This window comes from Geodermatophilus tzadiensis, from assembly GCF_003002915.1.
GTDB lineage: Bacteria > Actinomycetota > Actinomycetes > Mycobacteriales > Geodermatophilaceae > Geodermatophilus > Geodermatophilus tzadiensis.
Genome location: NZ_PVTG01000015.1, coordinates 24334 through 50931, shown reverse-complemented (window position 1 = coordinate 50931; position 26598 = coordinate 24334). Strand labels below are relative to the sequence as shown.

Genomic DNA, 26598 nt, shown 5'->3' with positions numbered 1-26598 from the left:
CGCCGTCGGGCCCGAACGGCCCGGCTCCGGTCCGCGGGCCGGTCCCCTCTGTCCCCGGGGACCGGCCCGCGGTCGTCCCCGCCTCCGCGCACCCGGACGGTCCGGGTCCCGACGTACTGTCGGACGGCGATGGCCGGCCCTCTTCCCTCCCCGCACCGGGTGGCCGCGGCACCGTCCGCCCGCACCCGCACCCGCACCCGCACCCGCACCCGCCGCCCCGCCCTCCCCGCCGCGGACCGCCCCGACGACGCGCTGTGGGACATGGAGCGCTCGCTGCGCCGGCGCGGCTTCGCCGCCGTGGCCGGCGCCGACGAGGCCGGCCGCGGTGCCTGCGCCGGACCACTGGTGGCCGCCGCCTGCGTGCTGCCTCCCGGGCGCCGCGGCCGCGTCCCCGGGCTGGCCGACTCCAAGCTGCTGACCGCCGCCGCCCGCGACCGCGTGTACGACGAGGTCGTCGAGCGGGCGGTGTCGTGGTCGGTCGTGACCATCCCGGTCCCCGACCTCGACGCGCGGGGGATGCACGTGACCAACCTCGAGGCGCTGCGCCGCGCGGTGAGCACCCTCGACCCCGCCGCCGACTACGTGCTCACCGACGGGTTCGCCGTCCCCGGGCTCGGCCTGCCCACCCTCGCGGTGTGGAAGGGCGACCGGGTGGCCGCCTGCGTGGCCGCGGCATCGGTGCTGGCCAAGGTGACGCGGGACCGCATCATGCTCGACCTGCACGAGCGCTGGCCGGAGTACGACTTCGCGGTGCACAAGGGCTACACGACCGAGGCGCACACCGCCGCGCTCGAGCGTCACGGCCCCTGCCCGGAGCACCGGTCGCGCTTCGTCAACGTCGTCCGCGCCCGGCACGCACACGCCGGTCGGGAGCTCCAGCTGACCGGTCCCGGCGGCATGGTCGATGATGGGGGCATGCCCACTGTCTCCGGAGAGCCGCGATGAGCACCGAGGACCTGGAGAAGTACGAGACCGAGATGGAGCTGCAGCTCTATCGCGAGTACCGGGACATCGTCCGCCAGTTCACCTACGTGGTGGAGACCGAGCGGCGCTTCTACCTGGCCAACTCCGTCGACCTGCAGGTGCGCGAGGCCGGCGGCGAGGTGTTCTTCGAGCTCAAGCTCTCCGACGCCTGGGTCTGGGACATGTACCGGCCGGCCCGGTTCGTCCGCAACGTCCGCGTGCTGACGTTCAAGGACGTCAACGTCGAGGAGCTGGACAAGCCCGACCTCGAGCTGCCCGACGGTCCCCGCATCACCTGATGTCGCCACGCCCGAGAACCTGACCTCCCGGGCCGACGGCACCGGTCGGGCCGTCCACAGCCCGGTCCGCCGTCCACAGACCGCCTCCCCGTCCGCCCCGGGGCGGCGCCGCGGGCGACGGTCGGCGGGTGTCCACCACCACCGAACTCGGCAGCCGTGGCGAGGCGATCGCCGCGGCCCACCTCACCGACGCCGGGCTGCGCGTCCTCGACCGCAACTGGCGCTGCCGCGACGGTGAGCTCGACATCGTCGCCCGCGACGGGTCGGCGATCGTCTTCTGCGAGGTCAAGACCCGGCGCGGCACCGGCTTCGGCCACCCCGTCGAGGCGGTGACCCGCGCCAAGCAGCGGCGGCTGCGGTTGCTGGCGCAGCGCTGGCTGGCCGCCCACGACGAGCACGCCCCCGACCTGCGCTTCGACGTCGTCGGCGTGCTCGTGCCGCCCGCGGGGCTGCCGCGGGTCACCCACCTGCCCGGGGCCTTCTCGTGACGCTGGCCCGCACCTGGTCGGTCGGCCTGGCCGGGGTCGCCGGGGCGATGGTGGAGGTCGAGGTGGACATGTCCGCCGGCGTCCCCGGCGTGGTGCTGGTCGGCCTCCCCGACGCGGTGGTCCGCCAGTCGGTGGACCGCGTGCGCGCGGCGGTGGTGAACACCGGTGCCTCCTGGCCGATGCGCCGGATCACCATCGGCCTGTCGCCGGCGTCGATGCCCAAGCAGGGGAGCGGCTTCGACCTGGCACTGGCCGCCGCCGTGCTCGCCGCCGCCGGGACGCTGCCGGCCGACGCCGCCGACGGCCTCGTCCTGCTCGGCGAGCTCGGCCTCGACGGCTCCGTCCGGGCGGTGCGCGGCGTGCTGCCGGCGGTGCTGGCCGCCGTGCAGGCCGGGCACGACACGGTCGTCGTCCCGGCCGGCAACGCGGAGGAGGCGGCGCTCGTCGCGGGGGTCGCCGTGCTGCCCGCGGCCACCCTCGGCGACCTCGTGGCCCACCTGTCCGGGCGGGCGCGGCTCGCTCCGCACGCCCGGGGGCCGCTGCCCAGCCCCGCGCCGGTGCCCGACCTCGGGGACGTGGTCGGCCAGGCCGCGGGCCGGCGCGCGGTCGAGGTGGCCGCCGCGGGCGGGCACCACCTGTTCCTCACCGGCCCGCCGGGAGCCGGCAAGACGATGCTCGCCGAGCGGCTGCCGGGCCTGCTGCCCGTCCTCGACGAGCGGGCCGCGCTGGAGGTCACCGCCATCCACTCGGTGGCCGGCACGCTGCCGCCGGGCGCGCCGCTGCTCAGCCGGCCGCCGTTCGAGTCGCCGCACCACTCGGCGACGATGGCCGCGCTCGTGGGCGGGGGATCGGGGGTGATCCGGCCGGGGGCGCTGTGCCGGGCCCACCGCGGCGTGCTGTTCCTCGACGAGGCGCCGGAGTTCCCGCGGGCCACCCTCGACACGCTGCGCCAGCCGCTCGAGCGTGGGGAGGTGACGATCGCCCGCGCCTCGGGCGCGGCGACCTTCCCGTGCCGCGCCCAGCTGGTCCTCGCCGCCAACCCCTGCCCGTGCGCCAGCGCCGCCGGTGACGCCGCGTGCACCTGCAGCCCGCTGGAGCGGCGCCGCTACCAGGCCCGGCTGTCGGGTCCGCTGCTCGACCGCATCGACCTGCGGGTCGACCTCCCGGCGGTGACGCGGGCGGCCTGGCTGGCCGGACAGGACCCGCCCGAGCCGAGCGCGGCGGTCGCCGCCCGGGTGGCCGCCGCCCGGGAGACGGCCGCCGCGCGGCTGGGCGGAGCGGGCCTGGCGCTCAACAGCCAGGTGCCCGGCCGGCTGCTGCGGGAGCGGTGGCCGGTCCCGCGCGCCGCCCTGGCCCTGGCCGAGCGGGCGCTGGAGCGCGGGCTGCTGTCGGTCCGCGGCCTCGACCGGGTGCAGCGGGTGGCCTGGACGCTGGCCGACCTCGGCGGGCGGCCGGTGCCCGACGGGGACGACGTGGCCGAGGCGCTGGGCATGCGGCTGCAGCGGGTGGCGGCGTGAGCGCCCCGAGCCTCGAGGAGGACCTGGAGGACGCGCGGGACGGCCCGGCGGCGGTCGACGGGGTCGGCGTCCCCGGCATCCGGCGCGCGCGGGCCTGGCTGACGCGCGCCGCCGAACCCGGGTCGGTCGGCTTCTGGCGCTGGGTCGACGACGTCGGGCCGGTGACCGCCGTGCGTGCGCTGCGGGCCGGGACGGCGCCGGACGGGGCGCGGGCGCTGGTCGGCGCCCGCGCCGCCGAGGACACCAGCCTGGCCGACCTGCGCCGCGCCGAGCGCTGCGGTGCGCGCCTCGTGCTGCCCGAGGACGACGAGTGGCCCGCGCTGCCGCTGCACTCCCTGACGCTGGCGGTCGTCGGCCGTGACGGCGACGTCGAGCAGACCGACCGCACCACGGCGCTGGTGCCGCCGGTGGCGCTGTGGGTGCGCGGCACCGCCCGACTGGACGAGGCGGTCGACCGCTCGGTGGCCGTGGTCGGCTCCCGCGCCTCCACCGCCTACGGCGAGCACGTGGCTGGCGAGTTCGGGCACGAGCTGGGGGAGCGCGGCTGGACCGTGGTGTCCGGCGGTGCCTACGGCGTGGACGTCGCGGCCCACCGGGGTGCCCTGGCCGCCGGCGCCCCGACCGTCGCGGTGCTCGCCTGCGGTGTCGACCGCGCCTACCCGGCCGCGCACTCGACGGTGTTCAGCCGGATCGTCGACTCCGGCGGCCTGCTCGTCAGCGAGTGGCCGCCCGGTGCGGCCCCGCACCGGCACCGCTTCCTCGTCCGCAACCGGATCATCGCCGGGCTGACCCGCGGCACGGTGGTGGTCGAGGCGGCCGCCCGGTCCGGCGCGCAGGCCACCGCCCGGCGGGCGCAGCGGCTGGGCAAGGCGGTGCTGGTCGTGCCCGGGCCGGTGACCAGCGCGATGTCGGTGGGCTGCCACGACCTGCTGCGCGACGAGGACGTGGGCGCCCGGCTGGTGAGCAACGCCGCGCAGGTGGTCGAGGCGGTGGGCGGCCTGGGGATCGACCTCGCCGAGCCGCCGGAGCGGCCCGCGAAGGCCCGTGACGGCCTGACCGACCTGGCCCGCCGGGTGCTCGACGCCTGCCCGGTGCGGATCGGCGTGAGCGCCGAGCGGCTGGCCGCCGTCGCCGGGTGCGACCCGCTGGAGGCCGTGCGGGTGCTACCCGGGCTGGAGGTCGGCGGGCTCGTGCAGTGGACCGGGACCGGCTGGCGGCTGGCCCCGCCGCCGACGCGGCGGCGCGACGGCTGAGACGGCGGTGGCGGGGGACGCCTGCCGGGAGCGGCGGGACGGCGCGGCGGCTTGACCGTCGGCGGGCTCCGTCGGACGGTCGGACGGTGACCGCCCGCACCGCCGACGCCCGCGCCGCGCTGCCGCCGGCGCTCGCCGCGGCGCTGGAGGGCTACGAGCAGGCGCTGCGCGAGGAGCGCGACCTGTCCGGGCACACCGTGCGCGGGTACGTCACCGACGCCGTCTGGCTGCTCGACCACCTCGCCCGCCGCGGCGGCACCACCGTCGGCGACCTCGACCTCGCCGCCCTGCGCAGCTGGCTGGCCCAGGGCCGCACCCGCGGGGCCAGCCGCGCGACCACCGCCCGGCGGGCCGCCGCCGCGCGGTCGTTCACCGCCTGGTTGCGCCGCTCGGGCGCCACGGCCGAGGACGTCGGGCTGCGGCTGGTCAGCCCCAGGGCGCACCGCACGCTGCCCGACGTGCTCGCCCCCGACCAGGCCCGCGCGGTGGTCGAGTCGACCGCCGGTGCCGACGACCCGGTCGGACTGCGCGACGCCGTCGTCCTCGAGCTGCTCTACGCCAGCGGCATCCGGGTCAGCGAGCTCGTCGGCCTCGACGTCGACGACGTCGACCGCGGCCGGCGGCTGCTGCGCGTCCTCGGCAAGGGGCGCAAGGAGCGCAGCGTCCCCTACGGCGCGCCGGCCGAGCTGGCCCTCGACGCCTGGCTCGTGCGCGGCCGCCCGGCCCTGGCCACCGTCGAGTCCGGCCCGGCACTGCTGCTGGGCCTGCGCGGCCGCCGGCTCGACGCGCGCGAGGCCCGCCGCACGGTGCACACCGCCGTCGCGGCCACGCCCGGCGCCCCGGACGTCGGCCCCCACGGGCTGCGGCACTCCGCGGCCACCCACGTGCTCGAGGGCGGCGCCGACCTGCGCTCGGTCCAGGAGCTGCTCGGCCACGCTAGCCTCGCCACGACGCAGATCTACACGCACGTGACGGTCGAGCGGCTCCGGGCGGTGCACGCGCAGGCGCACCCACGCGCATGACCACGTCGTCCCCACCCACCCCGCCGGCCGCCGCGCCGGCGTCCACCGCGAGACCCCGAGCCCACCAGAGAGCGGGAGTGCACACCGTGCCCGAGGCGACCATCCACCGGATCGGCGGCGAGTCCGAGGAGGACGCCGACGCAGTCATCGCCGACCTCTGGGCCCAGTACGTCACCGAGCGTTCGCCGGCCCTGCGTGACCGGCTGATCCTGCACTACGCGCCGCTGGTCAAGTACGTCGCCGGCCGGGTCGGCAGCGGCCTGCCCGCGCACGTCGAGCAGGCCGACCTCGTCTCCTACGGCACCTTCGGGCTGATCGACGCCATCACCCGGTACCAGCCCTCGCGCGAGGTCAAGTTCGAGAGCTACGCGATGGCCCGCATCCGCGGCGCGATCATCGACGAGCTGCGCAGCACCGACTGGATCCCGCGGTCGGTGCGGATGAGGGCCCGCCAGTTCGAGCGCACCGTCGCCGCCCTCGAGAGCCGGCTGCAGCGCAGCCCCACCGAGGAGGAGGTGGCCGCCGAGATGGACATGGACGTCGAGGAGGTCCGCAAGTTCCTCGGCCAGCTCTCCCTGGTCAACGTGGTCGCCCTCGACGAGCTGCTCACCGACGACGACGGCGGCGCCCCCCGGCTGGTCGACACCCTCCGGGACGTCAACGCCGCCGACCCGCAGGCCGTGGCGGAGCACGGGGAGGCCCGCCAGCTGCTCGCCCGCGCGGTCGAGCAGCTGCCCGAGCGGGAGAAGGTCGTCGTCAGCCTCTACTACTTCGAGGGCCTGACCCTGGCCGACATCGGCCGGGTCCTCGGCGTCACCGAGAGCCGGATCTGCCAGCTGCACACCAAGGCCGTCCTGCACCTGCGCACCAAGCTCGCCGACATCGCCTGACCGGCAGCCGGCGGTGCCGGCGGTGTCGGACCGAGGTCAGGCCGCCGTGGTGCGGCGCCGGACCACGGCCTCCAGCGGCCCGGACAGGAACAGCAGGAACAACGCCCAGTAGCTCACGCCCGGCAGCAGCGTGCCGACCACGAAGGCGAGGAGGAACAGCGCGCTGGCGACCAGCGACGGCCACGGGAGCGGGACCGGCGTGGCGGGGTGGCGGCGCAGGGCGGGCCGCCGCCACAGCAGCAGGCTGATCGCGGTGAGACAGAACGAGCTGAGCGTGATCGTGCCGATGTAGAGCGCGATCGCGGGCCGGTCGGCGCCGTACCGTGCGGACACCTGGGTGGCGAAGGGCAGCAGGACGATCGTGAGGATCCACAGCAGGTTGGCGGCGAGGAACGCCCGGTCGTAGGACCCCACGGTCTCGACCACTTGGTGGTGGATCAGCCACAGCCGCGCGATGACGAGGAAGCTGAGGAAGAACGCGCCGATCTGCCCGGCCTCGTCGGCCAGCAGGGTGCCGAGGCCGCTCCGCGGCTGCGCGCCGTCGAGCAGCTCGGTCAGCGGCAGCACCAGCAGGGTGATGGCGATGGCGACGACCGCGTCGAGGAACGAGACGAAGCGGTCGAGGCCCCGTTCGGTCTGCACCCCGCGCACGCTAGGGGTGCCCGCCGACGGTCCGGGGCGATCCCCGCGCCCCTCACCCGGTGGGCAGCAGCCGCACCTCTGGCGGGCGCAGCAGCGACAGCGGGTCGAGGTACACCTCCCCGCGGCGCAGTCCCCAGTGCAGACAGGCCGCGGCCGGGCAGCCCTCGTGGCCGGCGAGCAGCGTCCCGAGCGGCGCGCCGCGGGCCACCGCCTGGCCGGCGGCGACGACCGGCGCGACCGGCTCGTACGTCGTCCGCAGACCGTCCGCGTGGTCGACGCTCACCACCGGGCGGCCGGCCACCATGCCGGCGAAGACGACCACGCCGTCCCCGGCGGCGCCCACCACCGTGCCGGGCGCCCCGGCCAGGTCGGCGCCTCGGTGCCCCGGGCCGTACGGCGAGGGCGGCGGCGCGAACGGCCGCGGGACCACCGGCGGGTCGCCCACCGGGGACACCCAGGCGGGGGCGACGGCCACCCCCGGCCCGGCGACCGCGGGCGCCGGGAGCAGCAGCGCGGCGAGCACGAGCAGGACGGCGGGCAGGGAGCGCGCGGACACCCCGCGAGCCTCGCCGCGGGACCGGCGCGCCGGGGCGGCCGCGCCCGGCCTGTGGACGGCGCCGACGGCGGGGGAGGGCCGCCCGGCGCGCGGCGTATGCTGTCCGGTGCGACCCGCCACGGCGGGTCGACTCCGCGCGTCCTCCTCCCGCCGCTCCGGCGGGGCAGCCCCACCTCGGTCCCGGTCCGACACCGGGTCGGTGGCGCCGCGGGACGCCAGGGCGGGACACCACCCGGTGCCCGCGTCAACCGAGGAGCGTGGCCGCCGGGCGGCCGCGCGCAGACAGGAAGGCTGCGGCCATGGCAGTCGTCAGCATGAAGCAGCTGCTCGACAGCGGCGTCCACTTCGGGCACCAGACCCGTCGCTGGAACCCGAAGATGAAGCGCTTCATCTTCACCGAGCGCAACGGCATCTACATCATCGACCTGCAGCAGACGCTCGGGTACATCGACTCGGCCTACGAGTTCGTCAAGCAGACGGTCTCGCACGGCGGCTCGATCCTCTTCGTCGGCACCAAGCGCCAGGCGCAGGAGGTCGTCGCCGAGCAGGCGCAGCGCGTGGGCATGCCCTACGTCAACCAGCGCTGGCTGGGCGGCATGCTCACCAACTTCTCCACCGTCCACAAGCGGCTCCAGCGCCTCAAGGAGCTCGAGGACATGGAGCAGACCGGCGTGATGGCCGGCCTGTCGAAGAAGGAGCAGCTGGGCCTGACCCGCGAGAAGGCCAAGCTCGAGCGCAGCCTCGGCGGCATCCGCGACATGCAGAAGGTGCCCAGCGCCATCTGGATCGTCGACACCAAGAAGGAGCACATCGCCGTCGGTGAGGCCCGCAAGCTGGGCATCCCGGTCGTGGCGATCCTCGACACCAACTGCGACCCCGACGAGGTCGACTACAAGATCCCGGGCAACGACGACGCGATCCGCGCCATCAACGTGCTGACCCGCGTGATCGCCGATGCCGTCGCCGACGGTCTCATGGCCCGCTCGGCCGCGCAGGCCAACGCCGGCCGCGAGGACGGCGGCGCCCCGGTCATCGGTGGCGACGAGCCGCTGCCGGACTGGGAGCGCGAGCTGCTGACCGGCGGTGCGGGCGACCAGGCCGATGCCGCGTCCCCGCTGCCGGAGACCCCCGTCGCCCCGCCGGCCGTCACCGCCGAGGAGATCGCCCCGGTCGAGGGCGTGCCCGCCACCGGCGACACCTCCACCGGCACCCAGGGCGCCCAGAACGGCTGACGCGCCGGCGCCGCCGTCCGGTCCGCGGGCCGGACGGCGGCGCCCTCGCACGTCCGCACCCACCCACTCCAGACCCGTGAGGAAGTGACATGCCCGCCTTCACCGCTGCCGACGTCAAGCGCCTCCGCGACGCCACCGGCGCCGGCATGATGGACGCCAAGAAGGCCCTGACCGAGGCCGACGGCGAGTACGACAAGGCCATCGAGCTGCTGCGCATCAAGGGCGCCAAGGACGTCGGCAAGCGCCTCGAGCGCTCCACGACCAACGGCATCGTCGTCAGCAAGCACGGCGCGCTGCTCGAGCTCGACTGCGAGACCGACTTCGTCGCCAAGAACGCCGACTTCGTCGCGCTCGCCGAGCGGCTCCTCGAGATCGTCCTCGAGCAGTCCCCGGCCGACCTCGACGCGCTGCTGGCCACCGAGGTCGACGGCCAGACCGTCGCCAAGCTGGTCGAGGCCGAGTCCGCGCGCATCGGCGAGAAGCTCGTCCTCTCGCGCTTCGCCACCTTCGAGGGCCCGACCGCGGTCTACCTGCACAAGCGCGCCACCGACCTGCCCCCGGCCATCGGTGTCGCCGTGCAGTACCAGGGCGGCAGCGAGGAGGCCGCGCGCTCGCTGGCGATGCACATCGCCGCCGCGCGCCCGCGGTTCCTCACCCGCGACGAGGTCCCGGCCGAGGCCGTCGAGACCGAGCGCCGCGTGGCCGAGCAGACCGCCAAGGAGGAGGGCAAGCCCGAGCAGGCGATCACCAAGATCGTCGAGGGTCGGGTCAACGCCTACTTCAAGGACTTCGTCCTGCTCGAGCAGCCGTCGATCACCGAGCCCAAGCGCACGGTGAAGCAGATCGTCGACGAGGCCGGCCTGACCGTGCAGCGGTTCGCCCGCTTCGAGGTCGGCCAGGCGTAGGCGCCCGCGGATCGAAGGACCCCGCCACCCCCGATCGGCCCCGCCACAGGGGCCCGCGCCGAGCATGCGAGGCGTGGGGGGTGGCGGGGTCCTTCGTCCGCCCCGACCCGGGGCGGGGCCGGTGGCGTCTGCGGGCCCGGCTGGCGCCCGGCCCACCGTTTGGCAGGATCACGCCCAACGACGTCGAGCGAGGGATGAGCAGTTGACCGACACCGCCGCGCCGCAGACGACCTCCCAGCACCCGCCGCTCTCGGCGCCCAGCGCCTTCCAGCCCGCCGACGGCGACGGCTACCAGCGGGTGCTGCTCAAGCTCTCCGGTGAGGCCTTCGGCGGCGGCAGCGTCGGCGTCGACGGCGGCATCGTGCACAGCATCGCCGAGCAGCTGGCCTCGGTCGTGCACGGCGGCACCCAGGTCGCCGTCGTCGTCGGCGGGGGCAACTTCTTCCGCGGCGCCGAGCTCGCCGAGGCCGGGATGGACCGCCGGCACGCCGACTATATGGGCATGCTGGGCACGGTCATGAACGCCCTCGCCCTGCAGGCGTTCTGCGAGCAGGTGGGCCTGGAGACCCGCGTGCAGACCGCGATCACCATGGGCCAGGTCGCCGAGCCCTACATCCCGCGCAAGGCCGTGCGGCACATGGAGAAGGGCCGGCTGGTCATCTTCGGCGCCGGCGCCGGCATGCCCTACTTCTCCACCGACACCGTCGCCGCGCAGCGGGCCCTGGAGATCGGCTGCCAGGTGCTGCTGATGGCCAAGAACGGCGTCGACGGCGTCTACGACGACGACCCGCGCACCAACCCGGCCGCCACCATGTACGACGACCTCGAGTACGCCACGGTGCTCGCCGACCAGCTCAAGGTCGCCGACGCCACGGCCATCAGCCTGTGCATGGACAACCGGATGCCGATCGTGGTGTTCAACCTGCTGCGCGACGGCAACATCGCCCGCGCCGCGGCGGGTGAGAGGATCGGGACGCTGATCAGCTGAGCGCGCCCGCACGAGGACACCGCACCGCAGGACGACGGCGGGGACGCACCCGCCGCAGGAGGAGAGACCCGTGATCGACGACACCCTGCTCGACGCCGAGGAGCGGATGGACAAGGCCCTGTCGGTCGCTCGGGAGGACCTCGGCTCGGTGCGCACCGGCCGCGCCGCCCCCTCGATGTTCAACAAGATCCTGGTCGACTACTACGGCGCTCCCACCCCGGTGCCGCAGATGTCCTCGATCACCGTGCCCGAGGCGCGCATGGCGGTCATCAAGCCCTACGACAACAGCCAGCTGACGGCGATCGAGCGGGCCATCCGCGACAGCGACCTCGGCGTCAACCCGACCAACGACGGCCAGATCATCCGCGTGGTCTTCCCGCAGCTGACCGAGGAGCGCCGCCGTGACCTGGTGAAGATGGCGCGCAGCAAGGGCGAGGACGCCAAGGTCGCCATCCGCAACGTGCGCCGCCGCTCCAAGGAGGAGCTCGACCGCATCGCCAAGGACGGCGAGGCCGGCGAGGACGACGTGCGCCGCGCGGAGAAGGAGCTCGACGACCTCACCGCCCAGCACGTCTCGGCCATCGACGAGGCGGTCAAGAACAAGGAGAGCGAGCTGCTCGAGGTCTGAGCCGCTCTCCCCGGTCCTCCCATGACCTCCCGTCCCGACGCCGCCGGGGCCGGCCCGTCCCGGGACGCCGACACCGGGCCGGTCCCGGTCGTCCGGCTCCCCGCACCGCCGCCGCCCCCGCCCCCCGGTCCGGCCCGGCCGGCCTCCCCGCCGACCGGCCCGCGCACGGCCGCCGCGCCCGTCGCCGCGCCGGGACCGCCGCCGGTACCGGCGCCGGTCCCGGGCACCCAGGAGATGCCCGTGCCGGCCGGTGGTCCTCCCGCCCCGACCGGGTCGACCCTGGCCGCGCCGCCGGACCCCGAACCCGACCTCGTCCCGCCGACGAGCAGCCGCGCCGGGCGGAACCTGGTCGCCGCCATCGGCGTCGGCCTCGGGCTGGGCGCGGTCATCATCGCCTCGCTGCTGGTCTACCGCCCGGCGTTCCTGCTGGTCGTGGGCGCGGCGATCCTGGTCGGCGTCGTCGAGCTGGTGCGGGCACTGGAGGCCGGGGGAGCGCGGGCCCCGCTCGTCCCGCTGGCCGTCGGCACCGTCGCCATGCTGGCGCTGGCCTGGACCCGCGGTCCCGACGGGCTGGTGACCGCCTTCCTCCTCACCGCGGTCGCCGTCCTGCTGTGGCGGCTCGGCGACGGGCCGGAGGGCTACCTGCGCGACGCCTCGGCCGGGGTCTTCGTCGCCCTGTACGTGCCGCTGCTGGCCGGGTTCGCGGTGCTGCTGCTGGTGCCCGACGACGGGGCGGTGCGGGTGCTGCTGTTCATCGCGACGGTGGTCGGCAACGACGTCGGCGGCTACACCGCCGGCGTGCTGTTCGGCCGCCACCCCATGGCGCCCACGGTGAGCCCGAAGAAGTCGTGGGAGGGCATGGCCGGGTCGCTGGTGGCCTGCATCGCGGTGGCCACCCCGCTGGTCACCCTCGGCCTCGACGGGCCGTGGTGGGGCGGGGTGCTCTTCGGCGCCGCGCTCGCCGTCAGCGCCACCGCGGGCGACCTCGGGGAGTCCCTGGTCAAGCGGGACCTGGGCATCAAGGACATGGGGACCCTGCTGCCCGGCCACGGCGGGATCATGGACCGCTTGGACAGCCTGCTGCCCTCCGCCGCGGTCGCCTACCTGCTGCTGTCCTGGGTCGCCCCGGCCTGAGGGTCCGCGGCGGCGGTCACCTCCCACGTCGAGCCGACGACGGTGAAGCCCCGCCGGGCGTACCAGTGCCGCGGCCAGTCGGCGGCGTCGGCCTCCAGCACCGCCAGGTCGCAGCCGGCGTCGGCGGCCCGCTCCAGCAGCCGGGCGAGGACGGCGTCGGCGTGCCCGCGGCCCCGCGCCTCGGGGGCGGTGCCCACCGCCTCGACGGCCGCCGTCGCGCCGTCCACCCGCAGCTGCCCGGAGGCCACCACCCGGCCGGACTCCCGCACCGCCACGTCGGTGACGGCCACGACCCGGTCGGTGCGGTGCTCCCGGCCGACCAGCTGCGCGACCACCTCCTCGAGGTCGGGCGTCCCGGCCAGGCCCCGCCGCCACCCGGCCTCCCAGAACGGGTGCACCTCGCGCTGGTCGACCACCTCGGCCCGCTCCGCCCCGGGCAGCGCCGGCGCCGGCGGGCGGGCCATGACCTGCAGCTCCTCGGCCTGCCACCCGCGCCGGGCCAGCTCCGCGGCGACGTCGTCCGCGCCGGCCCAGGCCAGCGTGGCCGCCGGGTGCGGCAGGCCGGTGGTGGTGGCGGCCCGCTCGACGGTGTCGGCGTCGACCGGCTCGACGACCACCAGCCGGTTGTCGTCGCGGGAGTGCGGGAAGCGGGGGTCGAGCACCACGACGCCGCCGGGCACGTCGCGCACCTCGGCCGCGCGGCGGGTGCGCACCGACAGCGCGAGCGCCACCGCCCGGCCGAGGGCGTCGTCCGGCGCGGGCAGCAGCGGCGGCACGGGCGGCCGGTACGGGACGACGGCGACCACCGCGGGCGCCGGCAGCGGCCCGTACAGGTGCGGGAAGCGCGCGCCCTCGGGGTCGCCGGGGACGCCGGGCTCCTCGACGACGGGGTCGGCCAGCCGGGCCGGGTCGACGACGAGCAGCACCAGGTCGCGCCGGGCGGGGAACAGCCGGGTGGCCGGCAGGTGCACCTGCTCCGGCCGCGACAGGTGGACGAAGGCCCCGTCGGGGTGCAGCGCGCCCACCGCCAGCGCCGCCCGCCAGGTGGCCGGCTCGCAGAGGTGGACGAGGACGCTCACGCGGGCAGCGCGTCGGGGTCGATCCCGCGGGCGGCCAGCGCCGACTCGATCGCCTCGCACACGGTGCGGACGACGGCCACCCGCGCGTAGCGCTTGTCGTCACCGGGGACGACGGTCCAGCGCCCGCCGGGGTGGTCGGTGCGCTCGAGCATCTCCTCGACGGCGTCCTCGTAGGCCGCCCGCTTGTCCCGGTTGCGCCAGTCCTCGTCGGTGAGCTTCCAGGCGCGGTAGGGGTCGGCGGCGCGGGACTCGAAGCGGCGCAGCTGCTCCTCGGGCGAGACGTGCAGCCAGAACTTCACCAGCACCGTGCCCTCGGCGGCCAGCGTGGTCTCCAGGTCGACGATCTCGCCGTAGGCCCGCTGCCAGGCCTCCTCCGTGGCGAAGCCCTCCACGCGCTCGACGAGCACCCGGCCGTACCAGGTGCGGTCGAGGACGGCCATGCCGCCCCAGCCGGGCAGCACCGGCCAGAAGCGCCACAGGAAGTGGTGCCGCTTCTCGTCCGGGTTGGGCGCGGCGAACTGGGCCACCCGCACGTGCCGCGGGTCGAGCTCGTCGACCAGCCGCTTGATGGCCCCGCCCTTGCCGGAGGCGTCCCAGCCCTCGAACAGCACGCACACCGGTGGCCCGATCGGCCCGCCGAGCTGCCCGCCGAGGAACAGGCGCAGGTGCACCAGCCGCTGCTGGGCGGCGGCCAGCTGGTCCCTGGCCTCCTTCTTCGGCAGCCGGGCGGACAGGTCGACGTCGTCGAGTCGGCTCACCCGACCGAGCCTGGCGCACCGGCGGGCGCTCGGCACCCTCACCCGCGCTCGACGGTGTGGTGCAGCAGCACGTTGCCCGAGCCCGGCAGCGGGCGGGCCTCGCGCAGAGTGAGGCGGGCCGCGGTCCCGGGCGGGAAGGCGGCGAGGCCGGCGCCCAGCACGACCGGGGAGACGAGCAGGTACAGCTCGTCGACCAGGCCGGCGGCGAGCAGGTCGCCCCACAGCGTCCGGCTGCCGAAGACCAGCACCTCCCCGCCGTCCTCCTGGCGCAGCCCGGCCACCGTGCGCCGGGCCTCGGCGCGCCGCACGACCGTGGTCGTGTCCGCCCACGGGCCGCCGTCGGCCGGCGTGAGGGTGTCGGACACGACCACCTTGGGCAGCCGGCCGTTGCGCTCGGCCGTCTCGCGGTGCACGGGCGCCACCGACGGGTCCAGGCCCACCGCCGGCGACGCCGACGGGTCGGCGGCGACGGCGGGCCAGTACGCCGACATGCCGCGGTAGGTGGTGGCCCCCATGAGCAGGGTCCGGGCGGCGCGCAGCCGCTCGAGGTTGTGGGCGTCGAAGGACGCGTCCATGGTCAGGCCGGAGATGTCCCCGCCGGGGCCGGCGACGTAGCCGTCCAGGGACACGATGCTGCTGACGACGACGGTGCTCACGGTGCTCTCCTCGGGTCGGGTGGGTTCCTCACCCGTGCAGAGACACGGGAGGGCGCCGGTTCATCGGTCGCCCGCGGACCCGGTTGCGAACACCGCGTGCAGCGCCGGGTCGACGAAGCCGGCGATCCAGCCGACCCGGCCCTCGCGCAGCCCGAGCACGGTCACCGACCCCGGGCGCCAGGCGCCGTCGGCGTGCTGCTCGCAGAGCAGCCCGAGCGAGGCGTTCACCGTGGCCGGCCGCAGCCGCCACGGGGTGGCGAACACCCGCCGGGCGAGGAAGCGGCCGACGTCGTCGCGCCCGGCGAACCAGGCCGGCAGCGGGGGCATGGTGAACCGGACGTCCTCGGTGAGCAGCTCCAGCAGCGCGTCGACGTCGGCGCGCTCCCAGGCGGCCACGAACCGCTCGACCAGCGCGGCCCGGCCCGCGTCGCCGAGCCGGGCCAGCTCGGCCTGCTGGCTGCGGGCGGGCAGCCGCTGGGCGAGGCCGCCGCGGGCCCGCTGCAGCGCGCTGTTGACCGAGGCGGGCGTGGTGTCGAGCAGCGCCGCGGTCTCCGCCGCGCTGTAGCCGAGGACCTCGCGCAGCAGGAGGACGGCGCGCTGGGTCGCCGGCAGGTGCTGCAGTGCGGCGACGTAGGCCAGCTCGACGCTCTCCCGGCGCAGGTAGGCGGCGGCCGGGTCGAGGTCGTCGGCGTCGTCGTCGACGAGGTCCTCGGGCAGCGGCTCGAGCCACACCGGCCCCGGCACCGGCTCGCCGAGGTCGGTGACGTCCGAGCGCGGCGGGCCGGCGTCCGGGGACAGCAGACGCGGCCGGCGTTGCGCCTGCCGCAGGCAGACCGACGTCGCCACGCGGTACAGCCAGGTGCGCAGCGAGCTGCGCCCCTCGAAGCCCGGCAGCCCGCGCCAGGCGGCCAACAGCGTCTCCTGCAGCGCGTCCTCGGCGTCGTGCGGCGAGCCGAGCATCCGGTAGCAGTGCGCGGCGAGCTCCCGGCGGTGCCGCTGCGCCAAGCGGGTGAACGCCGCCTCGTCCCCGGCGCGGGCGGCGGCGACGTCGTCGTCCGGTGTCACCGGACCTCCGCGTGCCGGCGGATCCACGCGTGCATGGCGATCCCCGCGGCGACGCCGGCGTTGATCGAGCGGGTGGAGCCGAACTGGGCGATGGACAGGACGTCGTCGGCGACCTCCCGCGCCTCCGCGGACAGGCCGGTGCCCTCCTGGCCGAAGAGCAGCACGCACGCCCGCGGCAGCTGCGCGGTCTCGATCGGCCGGGCGCCGGGGAGGTTGTCGACGGCGAGCACCGGCAGCCCCGCCGCGCGCGCCCACGCGCCGAAGGCGGCGGCGTCGGGGTGGTGGCGCACGTGCAGGTACCGGTCGGTGACCATCGCGCCGCGGCGGTTCCAGCGCTTGCGGCCGACGACGTGCACCTCCGCGGCGAGGAAGGCGTTCGCGGTGCGCACGACCGTGCCGATGTTGAGGTCGTGCCGCCAGTTCTCGATGGCGACGTGGAAGGCGTGGCGGCGCGGGTCGAGGTCGGCGACGATCGCCTCGACGGTCCAGTAGCGGTACCGGTCGACGACGTTGCGCCGGTCGCCGTGCGCGAGCAGGTCCGGGTCGTAGCGCGGGTCGTCGGGCCACGTCCCCTGCCAGGGGCCCACCCCCACCGTGTCCAGCGGGGTGCTCCCGGTCTCCGCCTCGGTCACCCGGCCGACGCTAGTGGGCTGCCGTCGCGCCTCCGGGAGTCCGGCCGGTCCGTCCGGCACCATGTCAAGACCCAGTGTGACTGGATGACAACTAGCGGTAATCGAGGTGGGATGGCGGCGCAGCAGGACGACGAGGGAACGGACGACCGGGCGCCCGGCACGGAGGGACCCGTGCCGCCCGCCGAGGAGTGGGCGGACTGGCTGCCCGACTGGCTGGGTGCGGACGAGGTGCCCGGGGGCGGCGATCCCGCCGAGGGGCGACCGGACGGTCCCGCGGACGGTCACGCGGACGACGACGCCGACGACGAGGCCGACGAGGACGTCGACACCCACGAGGGGCCGCCCGGCGAGGTGGTCGTCGAGCCCGTGGTCAACGAGCCCGTGGTCGTCGAGCCCGTCCTCGAGCCCGTCACGGTCGGACCCGACCCCACGGAGGACGTCCTCACGGACGACGTCGCGGCGGCCGTCCCAGCGGACGGCGTCGCCACGGACGACGTCGCCACGGACGACGGGCCCCGTCCCGCGGACGACCCCGAGCCGGCCGGTGCCGTCGCGGCCGGGGACCGGCCGGTCGTCGTCGGCCCGCGGCCCCGCCCCCGGCGCCGGGTGGGGATCGTCGGTGCGCTCGTGCTGCTCGCCGCGGGCGGCATCGCGGGCGCCGCGACGCTGGTGACCTCGGCCTCCGGGCCGGTCCCGACCGCGGCCGTGGAGGTGTCCCCGGAGCGGGCTCCCGTCCCGACCCGGGCCGCGCCCACGGCCGGGCCCTCCGGCGCGGCCGACCTCGTCCCCGCCGCCCCGACCAGCAGCATCCCGGTGCCGACCACCCCGGCGCAGGCCGCCGACGTCGTCCCGGCACCGGCACCGGTGCGCAGCGCGCGGCTCCAGGTGGGCCCGCCGGCGACCCCGCCGGCTCCCGCCACGACGCCACCCGCGGTGGTCCCGCCAGCTCCGGCCGCGCCACCGCCCGCCGTCGCCGCCGTCCCCTCGGTCCCCGCCGTCGAGACTCCCGCAGCGGTGCCCGGTGGCGGCCAGGTCCCGGCCGGAGGACCGCCGGACCCCGTGCCGCCGGCGGAGGAGCCGGTGCCGCCGGGCCCCTGGGAGGCGCCCGTGCCGGACCCCGTCGACCCGCCCGACACCCCGCCCGCCCCACCCGACGTCCCGCCCGTCGTCCCGCCCGTCGTCCCGCCTGTGGAGGAGCCCGTCCCGCCCGCCACGCCCCCGGACGGGACCGACCCGACGGACCAGGCCGGGACGCCGACCTCCACCCCCGGCACGCCCGACCTCCTGGCGGTGTCGCCCTGAGCGAGCCAGCTCACCCGTAGCGGGACCCGCCACGCGCCCGGGGGTGGGACCATGGGGAGGCCATGACTGCCCTGCCCCTGGTCCTCGACGCCCCGCGCCGGGGCAAGCCGCCGCGCCACCTCGCCGACCTGACCCGTGAGGAGGCGCGCGCCGCCGTGGCCGAGCTCGGGCACCCGGCCTTCCGCGCCGACCAGCTCGCGCGGCACTACTTCCGCGGGGTCACCGACCCGGCGCAGATGACCGACCTCCCGGCCGCCGCCCGCGAGGCGCTCACCGGTGCGCTGCTGCCCGGCCTGCTCACCCCGGTGCGCACGCTGAGCGCCGACGGCGGCCGCACCCGCAAGACGCTGTGGCGGCTGCACGACGGCGCCCTGGTCGAGAGCGTGCTCATGCGCTACCCCGACCGCGCCACCGTCTGCATCTCCAGCCAGGCCGGCTGCGGCATGGCCTGCCCCTTCTGCGCCACCGGCCAGAACGGCCTGACCCGCAACCTGTCGACCGCGGAGATCGTCGGCCAGGCCGTCGCCGCGGCCGCGGCCATGGCGGGCGGCGAGGTCCCCGGCGGGCCGGGCCGGCTGTCCAACGTCGTCTTCATGGGCATGGGCGAGCCCCTGGCCAACTACCCGCGGGTGCGCCAGACGCTGCGCGCGCTGCTCGGCCCGGCGCCGTGGGGCCTGGGCCTGTCGCAGCGCTCGGTCACCGTCTCCACGGTCGGCCTGGTGCCCGGCATTCGGAAGCTCACCGAGGAGGGCATGGCGGTCACCCTCGCGGTCAGCCTGCACGCCCCCGACGACGAGCTGCGCGACACCCTCGTGCCGATCAACACCCGGTACAAGGTGACCGAGGTCGTCGAGGCGGCCGACGCCTACGCCGCCCGCACCGGACGTCGGTACTCCGTCGAGTACGCGCTCATCCGCGACGTCAACGACCAGCCCGAGCGGGCCGACCAGCTGGGCCGGCTGCTGGCCGGGAAGCTGGCGCACGTGAACCTGATCCCGCTCAACCCCACGCCGGGCAGCCCGTGGGACGCCAGCCCGCTGCCGGCGCAGCGGGAGTTCGTCGCCCGGCTGCGCGCCCACGGGGTGCCGACGACGGTCCGCGACACCCGCGGCCAGGACATCGACGGCGCCTGCGGCCAGCTCGCCGCCGCCGACCTGGGGGACGACGTCGGCGTCCCCGCCCTGGCCGTTCCCACTCCCACGACGCCCGCCCCGACGCTCGAGGCGCCCGTGCCGCTCGGCGCCGAGGCCGACGTGTGACGTCGGAGACCGACGAGCAGGTGCCGGACGGGCCCGCCGCGGAGCACGAGCACCACCACGCCGACGTCTCGGGCGGGTGGCTGCGGGCCGCCGTCTTCGGGGCGATGGACGGGCTGGTCACCAACACCGCGCTGGTCGCCGGGGTCGGCGGCGGGGGAGCGGCGCCCCGCGCGATCGTGCTCACCGGCGTCGCCGGGCTGGTCGCGGGCGCCGTGTCGATGGCGCTGGGCGAGTACACCTCGGTGAAGACGCAGAACGAGCAGCTCGACCTCGAGGTGGCCAGGGAGCGGCGCGAGCTCGACCGCCACCCCGAGGAGGAGCTCGCCGAGCTGGTGGGGATGCTGCGCGTGCGCGGCGTCGAGGACCGGCTGGCGCGCGAGGTCGCCACCCAGCTCTCCCGCGACCCGGAGGTCGCGCTGCGGCTGCACGTCGTCGCCGAGCTCGGCCTGTCCCCGGAGGACAGGCCCTCGCCGCGGACGGCGGCGGTCTCGTCGTTCCTGACCTTCGCGGTCGGTGCGGCGCTGCCGCTGCTGCCCTACCTGGTCGGGCTGTCGCTGCTGTGGGTGGCGCTGCTGTGCGGTGGCCTGGGCCTGGTGGCCGCGGGCGCCCTGTCGTCGCGGTTCACGCCCCGGCCGTGGTGGTACGCGGGGCTGCGCCAGCTGCTCTTCGGCGCGATCGCGGCGGGCGCCACCTACCTCGTGGGCGCGGCGATCGGCGTCACCGCGACCTGAGGCGCCGGCACCCGCCGACCGCCCCCGCACACGGCGCGACCCGGCCCCGCGGGGCGCGGGAGCCGGGTCGTCGGGTCGGGTCGGGGAGCGCTAGGGGCGCCAGGCGGTCCGCTTGCGGCGCAGGTCCCACAGCAGCATGACGACGAGTCCGGCGGCGATGCCGATGAGCCAGAGGTCCTCCATCCGGCCCTCGTGGTTGCCCCACAGGTAGGCCAGCATCGCCAGCACGGTCAGCCAGCCGGCGATCTGCGCCCACTTGCCGGCGCGGCCGTGCCAGCCCCAGTCCTCGGGGCGCTCGTGCTCGACCGGGTGCTCGCCGGCGCGGACCACGCCCTCCTCGCGGTTGGGCTGGTTGACGCGCGTGGTCAGCGGGTTGTGCTGGCGGACCCCGGGGCCGTGCTGATCGCTCACGCCCCCATCCTGCCAGCCGTGGCCGCCGTCCACCGGACGAGGTGGGGGCGGGTCGTCAGCGCCGGCAGGACAGCCCGGCCGCGGCGACGGCGGCGGCGGTCGCGTCGGTGGGCAGGCGGGCCAGGGTGCCGCCGAGCGGGTCGCCGGCCGGCAGGACCTCGACCGTGCCGACGTCGGCCCGCGCCAGGTCCACCAGGTCGGGGACCGAAGTGCCGGGGTCGACGGCGAGGGCGCCCGACGCCGTCCAGGCCACCGACTGCAGCCGCCACGGCACGGCCGCAGACCCCCGCACCTGGGAGACCAGGCCGGTGAGGACGGCGGCCGCGGTCGTCGCGCGCCCGTCGGGGTCGGCGGGCGCCGGCGTCCACGTGCCGGCGACGCGGTGCTCGGGATGGCGGGAGCGGACGAGGGCCAGGGCGGTGGCGCCGTCGACGGTCCGCCGCCCGGCGTGCTCCACCAGCAGGCCGGCCGGCCGGTCGCGGACCGGCGCCGGCACGTCGACCTCCACGCCGCCGACGGCGTCGACCAGCGCGGCGAAGCCGGCGAGGTCGACGGTCACGAGGTGGTCGGCCGGGATCCCGAGCTCGCAGAGCGCAGCGACCGTGGCGGCCGGTCCGTCCAGCCAGCTGAGCGCGAGCCGGCCGGTGCCGGCGACGACGTCGCGGGGGACCGACAGCAGCGTGGTGCCGGCGTCGGTCCGGTGGACCACGACGACGACGTCGGCACGGCTGCCGGGGACGTCCTCGGGCGTGCCGAAGTCGCCGACGTCGGCGCCGTCGGGCAGCGCGGCCCGGGAGTCCAGGCCGACCAGGACCCACGTGCGGCCGTCGGAGTCGTCGGCCGACAGGTCGACGGCGACCTCGCCGACCCGGCCGGTGAGGACGGCGGCGTCGGTGCCGATGGCGAGCAGCAGGAGGACGAGGACGGCGAGGGCCGCCCGCGGCCAGCGGGGCCGTCCGGGACGACGCCGACGCCGGCCAGGCGGTGCCTGGCCGGCGTCGGCGTCGGGTGCTGCGGTCATGCTCAGGCCTGCGCGGCCTCCGCGGCCTGCGGCGCCTGCGCGGACCGGCGGCGGGCGAGCAGGAGCAGGCCGCCGCCGAGGGCCAGGGCGCCGGCGCCGATGCCGACCGGCGCGGCCACGCTGGCGCCGGTGTAGGCCAGCGCCGGGGAGGAGCCGGCGGGGGCCACGGTGAAGGCCTCCTGGTAGTAGGTGCCCAGGTCGCCCTCATAAGCGAGGGTGTGCGCCCCGGCCGGGGTGCCGGCGGGCAGGGTGAACTCGACGCGCACGGTGCCGGTGGCGTCGGCGGTGGCGGTGGCCACCGTCTGCGGGGTGGAGTGCAGGGTGACCGTGACGACCTCGCCGGGCCGGAAGCCGGTGAGGACCTTGACCACCTTCTGCCCGACCGCGGCGGTGTCGCCCGTGGCCGCGCCGGTGTCGGGGCTGGCCACGCCGCGGGTGTTGGCCGACGTGCCCCGCAGCGCGCCCGTCGCCGGGGTGGTGGCGGCTGCCGTGGTCGTGGTGGGGGCAGCGGTGGTGGTCGGGGCCGCGGTGCCGGTCGGGGCCGCGCCGGTCGTCGAGGTGGCCGTGCCGGCCGGCGCCACCACGGTCAGGGTCACCACCGGGTAGTCGACCTTGCTGTCGTACAGGTCGCAGGTCGCCTTCACCTGGTACGTGCCGGGGGCCACCGAGGGCCACACGGACAGGTCGAACGTGAAGGTCCCGTCGTCGTATGACTGCATGCCGTTCCCCTCGAAGTCTCCGGAGAAGTTGATGGAGGCACCGACCAACGCTTCGGGGCGGCCCTGGGCCTCCGTGCAGCCCGAGCCGGAGATCCAGACCCGCGACTCCTTCCCGGCGGTCACGGTGCTCGGCGACAGCGTCGGGGCGGGCAGCGACGTCGGGGCCGCGAGGGCGGCGGGCGCCAGCAGCACGCCGGCGGCGACGGTGCCGGCGGCGACCGCCGCGGCGGCGCGGAGACGGAACGGGGACACGCGGTGCACGGGCTCTCCCAGGTCGGTGGCCCGGGAGCCCGGGCCGTCACCGGGCACATCGGCAGCCGCAGGTCCCGCTGTAGCCGGACGGGGCGCACGGGACACGAGGGGCGTGCGGGGCGGGTGGGGCGCAGGTCACCTCCCGGGTCGGGGAGGATCGCGGCATGAGCGAGCCGCGCGAGGTGACCCTGCTGGGCTCCACCGGCTCCATCGGCCGGCAGGCGGTCGCCGTCGCCGGGCAGAACCCCGACCGGCTGCGGATCACCGCGCTGGCCGCGGGCGGTGGCGACGTCGCCCGGCTCGCCGAGCAGGCCCTCGCCCTCGGCGTCCGCACCGTGGCGGTGGCCCGGGCGACGGCGGCCCAGGACCTGCAGCTGGCCTTCTACGCCGCCGCGTCGCAGCGCGGGTGGGCGAAGGGGGAGTACGCGCTGCCGGAGATCCTCGCCGGCCCCCGCGCGGCCGAGGAGCTGGCCGCCCGCCCGGCCGACGTCGTCCTCAACGGCATCACCGGCTCCATCGGGCTCGGGCCGACTCTGTCCGCGCTGCGGGCGGGCACCACCGTGGCCCTGGCCAACAAGGAGTCGCTGGTGGCCGGCGGCGACCTCGTCCTCGCCGCCGCGGCGCCCGGTCAGCTGGTGCCGGTCGACTCCGAGCACTCCGCGCTGGCCCAGTGCCTGCGCGGCGGCGCGCGCGGGGAGGTGGCCCGGCTCGTGCTCACCGCCAGCGGTGGCCCGTTCCGCGGCCGCGACGCCGCCGAGCTCGCCGACGTGACGCCGGAGCAGGCGCTCGCCCACCCCACCTGGGACATGGGCCCGGTGGTGACCGTCAACTCCGCGACCCTGGTCAACAAGGGCCTCGAGCTCATCGAGGCGCACCTGCTCTTCGGCGTCCCCTACGACGACATCGACGTCGTCGTGCACCCGCAGTCGATCGTGCACTCGATGGTGACCTTCGCCGACGGCGCCACCATCGCCCAGGCCAGCCCGCCGGACATGCGGCTGCCGATCGCACTCGCCCTGGCCTGGCCCGACCGGCTGCCGCACGTGCAGCCGGCGCTGGACTGGTCGACGGCGAGCACCTGGGAGTTCGCGCCGCTGGACGACGAGGCGTTCCCCGCCGTCCGGCTGGCCCGCGCGGCGGGGGAGGCCGGCGGCGTCGTCCCGGCGCTGTTCAACGCCGCCAACGAGGAGGCGGTCGCCGCCTTCCTCGCCAGCCGGCTGCGCTTCCCGGACGTCGTGGGACTGGTCGCGCGTACCCTCGACGACGCGCCGGACCTCGGCGCACCCACCTGCGTGGACGACGTGCTGGCCGCTGAGCGCTGGGCCCGGCAGCACGCCCGCGCCGCCCTGGCCGGAGGACCGAGCTGAGCACGCTCCTGACCGTCCTCGGGATCGCCGCCTTCTTCGTCGGGCTGCTGTTCTCGATCGGGTTCCACGAGTTCGGCCACTTCTTCTGGGCCCGGAAGTTCGGCATGCGGGTGCCGCAGTTCATGGTCGGCTTCGGCCCCACGCTGTTCTCCCGGACGCGGGGGGAGACCGAGTACGGCGTCAAGGCCATCCCCCTGGGCGGCTACATCCGCATCGTCGGCATGATCCCGCCGGCCGAGGAGAACGAGAGCACGCGGGCCACCCGCATGCGCTCGTTCATCGCCGAGGTCCGCGGCCAGGCCCTCGACGACGTCCGGCCCAGCGACGGCGACCGGGTGTTCTACCGGAAGCCCTGGTGGCAGCGCGTCATCGTCATGTTCGCCGGGCCGTTCCACAACCTGGTGCTCGCGCTCGTGTTCTTCGCGATCACGCTGACCGCCATCGGCACCAACGTCATCACCACCCAGGTCGGCTCCGTACCCGCGTGCGTGGTCCCGGCCGGCGCCGAGAGCATCCAGCTCGCCGAGGAGCAGGACCGCGACGTCTGCGACATCCCGATCGTCGCCGCCGGCGCCGACGCCGGCCAGGTCTGCGAGCAGGGCACCCCCGGGTGCGCGGCCCCCGTGGCCAGCCCCGCCGCGGAGGCCGGGCTGCGCCCCGGCGACACCATCGTGGCCGTCGACGGGCGGTCGCTCGACCCCACGGCCTACGACAGCTGGACGACGGTGCAGCAGGCCATCCGGGGCTCGGCGAACGAGCCGCTCGAACTCACCGTCGAGCGCGACGGGCAGCGCCGCGAGCTGACCGTCACGCCGATCGAGAACGTCGTCGCCACCGACGACGGCGAGGGCACGATGACCGCCGGATACCTCGGTGTCGGCCCGGTGTTCGGCTTCGCCCGCCAGTCCCCGTCCGCCCTGCCGGGCTACTTCGGGATGGTCGTCTCGCAGTCGGTGCAGCGGCTGGTCGAGATCCCCGAGCGCATCCCACAGCTGTTCCGCGCCGCCTTCCTCGGCGAGGAGCGCGACGCCGACGGCCCGATCGGCGTCGTCGGCGTGGGTCGCATCTCCGGCGAGGTCTTCGCCATCCAGGAGTTCAGCGGCGCGGAGAAGCTGAGCTTCTTCCTCAGCCTGCTGGCCAGCGTCAACCTGGTGCTGTTCCTGTTCAACCTGCTGCCGATCTACCCGCTCGACGGCGGGCACGTGGCCGGCGCGCTGTACGAGAAGGCGCGCGCGGTGGTCGCCCGCTGGCGCGGCCGCCCCGACCCCGGGCCGTTCGACATCGCCCGGCTGATGCCGGTGGCCTACGTCGTGGCCGGCCTGTTCATCGCGCTGTCGGGGCTGCTGCTGGTCGCCGACGTGGTCAACCCGATCACGCTGCGCTGAACGGCTCGGGCTCCGCCGGCCGGCCGGCCGGGGCCACGACCGGCAGCCCGGCCCAGCGGCGGGCGACCCCGAGCACCTCGCCGGGCTCCCCGCTGTAGGCCCACGGGAACTCGGAGAGGGCGCGGCCGATCGCCGCCAGGTGGGGGCGGGCGCCGTCGGCGTCGTCGGCGAGCCAAAACGCGTAGGCCACGACGTTGTGCGCGGACGCCCGTGCGCCCGGCTGCGGGGCGCCGTCCGGTCCGGCCAGCCACCGCGCGACGCAGGCACGCAGCTCGGTGCGGGTCGCGCCCGAGGTCATGTGCCGCGCCGCCGCAGCCGGGCCGCCGCGGCCGGTCTCCAGGTGCAGGTGGTGCTCGACGTGCGCCACCACCGGCAGCAGGCAGACCGCGGACCCCCCGGGCGCCTCGGCGGCCAGCTCGCGGGCGACGTCGAACATCAGCTCCGTCGAGCCCATCCACTTGGCGCACAGCGTCTGCAGGACGGCGAGGGAGCCCTGGACGTGGTGCGGGGCGCGTTCGACGAGCTCCTGCACCCGCCGCTCGAACTCCTCCTGCGGCACCTCCTGGCCCCGCGCCATCTGCACCAGCGTCGCCCACGGCGTGGGATCCGCCGGCGCCAGCTCGGCGGCCCGCCGGGCCAGCCGCTCGGCCTGGTCGAGACCGGTGAGGAAGGCGCGCGCCTGCTGCTCGCCGGTCTGGTCGGCGTAGGCGGCGCCGCGCGCGGCCCAGGCCCGCTGCAGCGCCAGCTCGGCGCGGACGGTGTGCACCAGCGGGTCGGCCGGACGGGCCGCGTACCACTCCTCGACCCACTGCCCGTCGTGCACCGACTCCTGGGCCAGCACCCAGGTGCGCTCGTAGCGGACGTCGTCGTCAGCGGTGGCCCCCAGCAGGGCCGCCGGCTGCTGCCACTGGCCGCTCCGCGCCGCCTGCAGGGCGTGCGCGAGGTCGACGTCGTCGCCGACCGGGTCCGCGGCGACGACCTCGTCGGGGGACAGCTGCCCCTCCACCGCGGTCCGGCCGCCCAGCAGGAAGGTCGTGTACCGGGCGAACCGGGCGCCGGTCAGCACCAGCACCCCACCGGCGGCGGCGAAGCCGGCCTGCACCGGCAGGGCCGTCGTCTCGACCAGCGGGGCGACCAGACCGTGCGTCAGCCCCCAGACGGCGACCAGCGCGGCGGGGTAGGCCACCACCAGGCTGGTCGCGCGGACCCCGGTCGGGTTGATGAGGAACGGCGCGTCGGGGTGGATGCCCACGAGGCGGCCCAGCGGGCTGCCCGCCAGCGCGAACAGCACGAGGAGGAGCAGCACGACGATCCCGGCGGTGGCCGCGACGTTCCCGCCGAGGGGGTCGATGGTCATGGCGCGGGACCGTAGGGCGGGGTGCGCGGGCCCCCGCGGCGCCGCGCCCGGCGGAGCGGGGCGGGCGTCACTCCCGTGACAGCAGCA

General features: G+C 76.5%; 28 protein-coding genes. 17 read left to right on the top strand and 11 right to left on the bottom strand.

Annotation, left to right across the window (positions count from 1 at the left end; genetic code table 11):
* The first annotated feature begins 129 nt into the window (after window positions 1-129).
* The 7 genes from LY71_RS17800 (at window position 130) to whiG (ending at window position 6432) form a co-directional block, all read left to right on the top strand.
* A complete protein-coding gene (locus LY71_RS17800; RefSeq protein WP_106280117.1) occupies window positions 130-945 on the top strand; it encodes a ribonuclease HII in 816 nt (271 codons plus the stop codon).
* On the top strand, window positions 942-1262 hold the full coding sequence (locus LY71_RS17795; protein WP_073421822.1) for a DUF2469 domain-containing protein: 321 nt from the start codon (window positions 942-944) through the stop codon (window positions 1260-1262). Before LY71_RS17800 ends, LY71_RS17795 begins: the two co-directional genes overlap by 4 nt.
* A gap of 128 nt (window positions 1263-1390) precedes the next feature.
* Window positions 1391-1750, top strand: a complete 360-nt coding sequence (locus tag LY71_RS17790; RefSeq protein ID WP_106280115.1) for a YraN family protein — start codon at window positions 1391-1393, stop codon at window positions 1748-1750.
* The gene (locus LY71_RS17785) at window positions 1747-3267 is read left to right on the top strand and encodes a YifB family Mg chelatase-like AAA ATPase (protein ID WP_106280113.1); all 1521 of its coding nucleotides are present in this window, start codon (window positions 1747-1749) and stop codon (window positions 3265-3267) included. The genes LY71_RS17790 and LY71_RS17785 overlap by 4 nt, the downstream gene beginning before the upstream one ends.
* Window positions 3264-4520: a DNA-processing protein DprA gene (dprA, locus tag LY71_RS17780; RefSeq protein WP_106280111.1), complete on the top strand. Its 1257-nt coding sequence runs from the start codon at window positions 3264-3266 to the stop codon at window positions 4518-4520. The genes LY71_RS17785 and dprA overlap by 4 nt, the downstream gene beginning before the upstream one ends.
* An 86-nt stretch (window positions 4521-4606) precedes the next feature.
* On the top strand, window positions 4607-5542 hold the full coding sequence (locus tag LY71_RS17775; RefSeq protein ID WP_211297409.1) for a tyrosine-type recombinase/integrase: 936 nt from the start codon (window positions 4607-4609) through the stop codon (window positions 5540-5542).
* Window positions 5543-5628: 86 nt separating this feature from the next.
* On the top strand, window positions 5629-6432 hold the full coding sequence (whiG, locus tag LY71_RS17770) for an RNA polymerase sigma factor WhiG (protein ID WP_106280284.1): 804 nt from the start codon (window positions 5629-5631) through the stop codon (window positions 6430-6432).
* Window positions 6433-6468: 36 nt separating this feature from the next.
* Here the strand turns inward: whiG and LY71_RS17765 are convergent, their stop codons facing one another.
* The gene (locus LY71_RS17765; RefSeq protein ID WP_106280109.1) at window positions 6469-7074 is read right to left on the bottom strand and encodes a TMEM175 family protein; all 606 of its coding nucleotides are present in this window, start codon (window positions 7072-7074) and stop codon (window positions 6469-6471) included.
* A 52-nt stretch (window positions 7075-7126) separates the two neighbouring features.
* Complete coding sequence (locus LY71_RS17760) at window positions 7127-7630, bottom strand: M23 family metallopeptidase (protein WP_106280107.1); 504 nt, start codon at window positions 7628-7630, stop codon at window positions 7127-7129.
* 299 nt (window positions 7631-7929) lie between these two features.
* Here LY71_RS17760 and rpsB point away from each other — a divergent pair, with 299 nt between their 5' ends.
* The 5 genes from rpsB (at window position 7930) to LY71_RS17735 (ending at window position 12517) form a co-directional block, all read left to right on the top strand.
* Window positions 7930-8862: a 30S ribosomal protein S2 gene (gene rpsB, locus LY71_RS17755; protein ID WP_106280105.1), complete on the top strand. Its 933-nt coding sequence runs from the start codon at window positions 7930-7932 to the stop codon at window positions 8860-8862.
* A gap of 89 nt (window positions 8863-8951) precedes the next feature.
* Window positions 8952-9767, top strand: a complete 816-nt coding sequence (tsf, locus tag LY71_RS17750; RefSeq protein WP_106280103.1) for a translation elongation factor Ts — start codon at window positions 8952-8954, stop codon at window positions 9765-9767.
* A gap of 202 nt (window positions 9768-9969) precedes the next feature.
* Complete coding sequence (gene pyrH / locus LY71_RS17745; RefSeq protein WP_106280101.1) at window positions 9970-10755, top strand: UMP kinase; 786 nt, start codon at window positions 9970-9972, stop codon at window positions 10753-10755.
* Window positions 10756-10825: 70 nt separating this feature from the next.
* A complete protein-coding gene (gene frr / locus LY71_RS17740; RefSeq protein WP_106280099.1) occupies window positions 10826-11383 on the top strand; it encodes a ribosome recycling factor in 558 nt (185 codons plus the stop codon).
* Window positions 11384-11404: 21 nt separating this feature from the next.
* Window positions 11405-12517, top strand: a complete 1113-nt coding sequence (locus LY71_RS17735; protein WP_106280097.1) for a phosphatidate cytidylyltransferase — start codon at window positions 11405-11407, stop codon at window positions 12515-12517.
* On the opposite strand, the gene LY71_RS17730 is transcribed toward LY71_RS17735, so the two are convergent.
* The 5 genes from LY71_RS17730 to LY71_RS17710 are packed head-to-tail and all read right to left on the bottom strand — an operon-like array spanning window position 12484 to window position 16707.
* On the bottom strand, window positions 12484-13596 hold the full coding sequence (locus LY71_RS17730; protein ID WP_106280095.1) for a GNAT family N-acetyltransferase: 1113 nt from the start codon (window positions 13594-13596) through the stop codon (window positions 12484-12486). The genes LY71_RS17735 and LY71_RS17730 overlap by 34 nt on opposite strands.
* Window positions 13593-14354, bottom strand: a complete 762-nt coding sequence (locus tag LY71_RS17725; RefSeq protein ID WP_106280093.1) for a polyphosphate kinase 2 family protein — start codon at window positions 14352-14354, stop codon at window positions 13593-13595. Before LY71_RS17725 ends, LY71_RS17730 begins: the two co-directional genes overlap by 4 nt.
* Before the next feature lie 38 nt (window positions 14355-14392).
* Window positions 14393-15010 (bottom strand): dihydrofolate reductase family protein, encoded by a 618-nt coding sequence (locus LY71_RS17720; RefSeq protein ID WP_106280091.1) that lies wholly within the window; start codon window positions 15008-15010, stop codon window positions 14393-14395.
* 60 nt (window positions 15011-15070) lie between these two features.
* Complete coding sequence (locus LY71_RS17715; protein WP_106280089.1) at window positions 15071-16075, bottom strand: RNA polymerase subunit sigma-70; 1005 nt, start codon at window positions 16073-16075, stop codon at window positions 15071-15073.
* Complete coding sequence (locus LY71_RS17710; RefSeq protein WP_245888010.1) at window positions 16072-16707, bottom strand: TrmH family RNA methyltransferase; 636 nt, start codon at window positions 16705-16707, stop codon at window positions 16072-16074. Before LY71_RS17710 ends, LY71_RS17715 begins: the two co-directional genes overlap by 4 nt.
* 111 nt (window positions 16708-16818) lie before the next feature.
* Here LY71_RS17710 and LY71_RS17705 point away from each other — a divergent pair, with 111 nt between their 5' ends.
* The 3 genes from LY71_RS17705 to LY71_RS17695 all read left to right on the top strand — a co-directional run bounded on the left by LY71_RS17705 (window position 16819) and on the right by LY71_RS17695 (window position 19999).
* On the top strand, window positions 16819-18009 hold the full coding sequence (locus tag LY71_RS17705) for a hypothetical protein (RefSeq protein WP_106280085.1): 1191 nt from the start codon (window positions 16819-16821) through the stop codon (window positions 18007-18009).
* A 62-nt stretch (window positions 18010-18071) separates the two neighbouring features.
* Entirely contained in the window at window positions 18072-19268 is a 1197-nt protein-coding gene (gene rlmN, locus LY71_RS17700) for a dual-specificity RNA methyltransferase RlmN (RefSeq protein ID WP_106280082.1), read from the top strand.
* Complete coding sequence (locus LY71_RS17695; RefSeq protein WP_245888007.1) at window positions 19265-19999, top strand: VIT1/CCC1 transporter family protein; 735 nt, start codon at window positions 19265-19267, stop codon at window positions 19997-19999. The genes rlmN and LY71_RS17695 overlap by 4 nt, the downstream gene beginning before the upstream one ends.
* Before the next feature lie 90 nt (window positions 20000-20089).
* Here the strand turns inward: LY71_RS17695 and LY71_RS17690 are convergent, their stop codons facing one another.
* From LY71_RS17690 to LY71_RS17680, 3 genes are read right to left on the bottom strand one after another with little or no spacing between them, the layout of a single operon-like run.
* Window positions 20090-20410: a DUF2631 domain-containing protein gene (locus LY71_RS17690; RefSeq protein WP_211297408.1), complete on the bottom strand. Its 321-nt coding sequence runs from the start codon at window positions 20408-20410 to the stop codon at window positions 20090-20092.
* Between the two features lie 55 nt (window positions 20411-20465).
* Window positions 20466-21431: an LCP family protein gene (locus LY71_RS17685; protein WP_106280080.1), complete on the bottom strand. Its 966-nt coding sequence runs from the start codon at window positions 21429-21431 to the stop codon at window positions 20466-20468.
* A 2-nt stretch (window positions 21432-21433) separates the two neighbouring features.
* The gene (locus tag LY71_RS17680) at window positions 21434-22411 is read right to left on the bottom strand and encodes a hypothetical protein (protein ID WP_146146176.1); all 978 of its coding nucleotides are present in this window, start codon (window positions 22409-22411) and stop codon (window positions 21434-21436) included.
* 155 nt (window positions 22412-22566) lie between these two features.
* On the opposite strand from LY71_RS17680, the gene dxr reads away from it, so the two are divergent.
* Complete coding sequence (dxr, locus tag LY71_RS17675; protein WP_106280076.1) at window positions 22567-23769, top strand: 1-deoxy-D-xylulose-5-phosphate reductoisomerase; 1203 nt, start codon at window positions 22567-22569, stop codon at window positions 23767-23769.
* Entirely contained in the window at window positions 23721-25154 is a 1434-nt protein-coding gene (locus tag LY71_RS17670) for a M50 family metallopeptidase (protein WP_342748024.1), read from the top strand. Before dxr ends, LY71_RS17670 begins: the two co-directional genes overlap by 49 nt.
* Here LY71_RS17670 and LY71_RS17665 read toward each other — a convergent pair.
* Entirely contained in the window at window positions 25141-26511 is a 1371-nt protein-coding gene (locus tag LY71_RS17665) for a hypothetical protein (RefSeq protein ID WP_106280072.1), read from the bottom strand. The two genes, LY71_RS17670 and LY71_RS17665, sit on opposite strands and share 14 nt — an antisense overlap.
* Between the last annotated feature and the right edge of the window lie 87 nt (window positions 26512-26598).